The sequence below is a fragment of the Paraburkholderia mimosarum LMG 23256 = NBRC 106338 genome (assembly GCF_000739815.1).
Classification (GTDB): Bacteria; Pseudomonadota; Gammaproteobacteria; order Burkholderiales; family Burkholderiaceae; genus Paraburkholderia; species Paraburkholderia mimosarum.
Window position 1 is genome coordinate 1 of record NZ_BBJJ01000187.1, and the last position, 3541, is coordinate 3541.

A 3541-nucleotide genomic window follows, 5' to 3' on the forward strand; every position below is an offset into this window, starting at 1 on the left:
TGTTAGGTCCAACATGGCGAGTGAGCGTCGTGCAGAGAGGCAGCCGCTTAAACGCTGCGTACAGCTGCCGAAAACGAATTCGTCGTCGCCCATCGGGAGACAGCTCGGCCTCACGACGCTCGGCACGCTGCACGAGCGCATCGGCGATACGCTGACCGACGCCCAGGACGGTGCGCTTAGCACCGGCTGGGTGCGCCTCTTCGGGCAGCAGATCGACAACCGCTACCAGAACTTCGCCGATGCGCGCGCCAGCGGTCACCTTCCCGATTTCCAGGCTGGCGTCGATCTGTGGCGCGGCGGCTTCCTCCAGGGCCATCATGATGCAGCCGGCGTCTACTTCGCCTATGGCAACGGCGATGTCAACGTCGACGGGCTCGTCACCAACGCGGCCGCAACCGCCTACGTGCTTTCCCAGACGGGGGCACTGAACCTCGATGCGTATTCCGGCGGCGCCTACTGGACGCACTATGGTCCGGGCGGCTGTACGTTGACGCGGTGCTGCAGGGCACGCACTACGACGGCAATGCGACGACGCAGTACGCGCGGCTGCCGGTCTCGGGTTCCGGAATCCTTACGTCGCTGGAAACGGGCTTTCCGTTCTCGCTGCCGCTGGGACCGGATTTCGTGCTGGAGCCGCAGGCACAGGTCATCTGGCAGCATGTCGGGCTGAACGCGGCCAATGACGGTCTGGGTGGGGTGGACCTGGGTTCGACCTCGGGCGTGAGCGGGCGGCTGGGCGTACGCGGGCAGTGGACCATTACCCGCGCCAACGGGCAGAGATGGCAGCCGTATGTGTGCGCCAACGTCTGGCACGACTGGGGCGCGCAGGCCACGACGACGTTCGGCGGTGTGGACCAGATGCCGCTTGCGCAGCAGGTGACGCGCATGGATGTGGCTGCCGGCTTCACCGCGAAGCTGGACAGCCGCATGAGCGCGTACGGCCAGTTCGGCTACCAGTTCGCGATCAGCGGTTCCGCGAGTGGACAGCGCAGGGGCGTCTGGGGCGACGCGGGGGTCCGGTTCGCGTGGTGATGACGCTGGCCGTGCCACGTTCCGAGGCCCGTCGGCCGACGATGTCCCAAACGACCGGCAATGGATGGCTCTTTGGTGCGTACCTGCTGACGCTCACTTCCACACTTCGAGCGTCCCTTCATGGCCGAGAGCACCAGCAAAACACTACAACCTGCTGGATCGGTCAATGAGAGTCGCGCGCTGCAGAGTCCGAAAATCGGCGCGTTACAGACCGTTACAGGTCCGCGCGAACGGTTGCATTTGCTGGTGGGTCGAGCGACTAAGCTTCAAAGAGGCGTCACAGTCGGGGTGAATTGGCGAACCGACGGGAGGTCACATCATGAAGTACCCAATCTCGCTGCTGGCAATCGCTGCGACCGTCTGCGCCCCCGCGTCCGTATTGGCTCAAGCCAATGTGGGTGGCTACTATACGCCGATACCTCCGCCACCACCGCCGGTATTCTACCAATCCCACTATGCACCCCCGGGTGCGTATGGGGCGCCGGGTACCTATGTCTACCAGTCCTATCCACCGCCAGTCGTGCATGGGCCACCGGTGGTCGGCGGCTATGGTCAGTGCCAGGGCGGTGGTTGCCACAAGGGTTGGGAACACCACCACTGGCACAACGGTGGGTGACGCAGGACCGCTTGACGCCGCGCTCATCAAATCGCACTCACTACATGCGCTAGCGGTGCTGGCCGACGGTCGACTCGCATAACGCAAAGATAGCCAAACTACATCGCTGGGCGGTGGGTGGCATCTCTTCATGCGTTGCAGTTCAATGAACGCGCGGAAGGGAACGCCTCGGTTCGGTGCGAAAGCGAATGGGTCATATAGACCCGAAGCGGTCGTTCACGATGAGCGGATCAAATGGCGGCTTTCGTGAGAAAAACGGACACACTCGCCAGAGACGATCTCGAACGGACGCTACGTGCGATATCAACGTCCGTTGGGACGCACAATTGCCACGGATTCCGGACCGCGTGACCAGGGGCCTCGGGGTTCACGCGCAGCGCGAGTTCGGCTGTCCCCGCCTCATGCCTTCAGCAGCGCCTTGGGTTCCAGATACGCGCTCATCCCCCATCTGCCCATTTCGCGGCCAAGCCCCGAATGCTTGAAACCGCCGAACGGCGCGCGTGGCTCATGCGCAAGCGTATTGATCAGCACCCGCCCTGAATCGATCTGACGCGCCACGCGTTCGCAACGCTCGACATCCTGACCCAGCACCATCGCGTTCAGACCGTAGCGCGTGTCGTTGGCGATCGCGATCGCATCGGCCTCGTCCTCGTAGGCAATCACGGTCAGCACCGGACCGAAGATTTCCTGGCGCGCAATCCGCATCTGGTTGGTGGCGTTCGTGAAGATCGTCGGCTTGACGAACCAGCCGGCCTGCAATCCGTCCGGCCGGCCCTCGCCGCCCGCGAGCACCGTCGCACCTTCGTCGATGCCGATACGAATGTAGTTCTGGACGCGTTCCCATTGCTTCGCACTCACCATCGGGCCGATAGTGGTCTCCGGATCGCGCGGATCGCCGGATTTGAACTGCAAGAGAGCTTCTTTGGCGACCCGCTCGAATGCTGCGAGCCGGCTACGCGGCACCAGGATGCGGGTGCCGGCGATACAGGCCTGGCCGCTGTTCATGAAGCCGGCGTTCAGCACCAGAGGCATGATGCTGGCGAAATCGGCATCGTCGAGCACCAGGGTCGGCGACTTGCCGCCGAGTTCCAGCGTGACACGCTTCATGGTGGCCGCACCGGTTGCCACCAGATGCTGGCCGACCGCGGACGAACCGGTGAACGAAATCTTGGCGACATCCGGATGGCGCGCGATTTCCTCGCCAACCACGTCGCCGCGGCCATTGACGATATTGAAGACGCCCTTGGGCAAGCCAGCCTCGTGCAGCGCCTCGATCACGATCTGCGTCTGCAGGGCGCTCATCTCGCTGGGCTTGATGACGGCGGTGCAGCCCGCTGCCAGCGCGGCCGCAAGCTTGTTGCAGATAAAGCCCGCATTGCTGTTCCACGGCGTAATCAGGCCGGCCACGCCCACCGGCGTGAGGATCACGCGTGCGATCCCGACCTGTTCCTCGAACTCGAAGGACTCCAGCGTCTCGATGGCCTGGGCGATCACATCGGCCGGGTAAGTCGCCATCCAGCGTCCGCGCGCCGCAGGCGCACCGTACTCCTTCACGATCGCTTCCATCAGATCATCCTCGCGCGCGGCGATGGCCTGATGCATGCGGCGCAGCGCAGCCAGACGCTCTTCGCGCGTGGTGCGTGACCAGGCCGGCAGGGCGGCCTTGGCGGCTGCGATAGCTCGCTGCGCATCGTGCTCGTCGCCAAGCCGCACTTGACCAATGACTTCCTCGGTGCTCGGGTTGTAAAGATCGAACCACTCCTGGCCGTGCGGCGTCACGAATTCGCCGTCGATATAGATATGTTCAATGCGCTGCATCTCGACTCCTTTGAGGGAACCCGCGTTTGCCCGTCAGCAGACGGTGCTTGACCTTGGGTTCGGATGGAAAGAAGT

The 3541-nt window shown here is 63.7% G+C and carries 2 protein-coding genes and 1 pseudogene; 1 reads left to right on the top strand and 2 read right to left on the bottom strand.

Features of this window, described 5'->3' with window-relative positions:
- On the bottom strand, window positions 1–319 hold a 319-nt coding region (locus BMI01S_RS43660), incomplete at its 3' end, for a hypothetical protein (protein WP_255217855.1).
- Between BMI01S_RS43660 and BMI01S_RS36310 the strand changes: the two are divergent.
- Window positions 212–1032: pseudogene (locus BMI01S_RS36310) on the top strand (autotransporter domain-containing protein). The gene BMI01S_RS43660 and the pseudogene BMI01S_RS36310 sit on opposite strands and share 108 nt — an antisense overlap.
- Window positions 1033–2047: 1015 nt before the next feature.
- Here the strand turns inward: BMI01S_RS36310 and BMI01S_RS36315 are convergent.
- Window positions 2048–3466: an aldehyde dehydrogenase family protein gene (locus BMI01S_RS36315; RefSeq protein WP_028233074.1), complete on the bottom strand. Its 1419-nt coding sequence runs from the start codon at window positions 3464–3466 to the stop codon at window positions 2048–2050.
- Between the last annotated feature and the right edge of the window lie 75 nt (window positions 3467–3541).

Excerpts from the sequence above, each read along its gene's own strand:
- BMI01S_RS36315 (WP_028233074.1), bottom strand. The coding sequence starts at position 3,466 with ATGCAGCGCATTGAACATATCTATATCGACGGCGAATTCGTGACGCCG.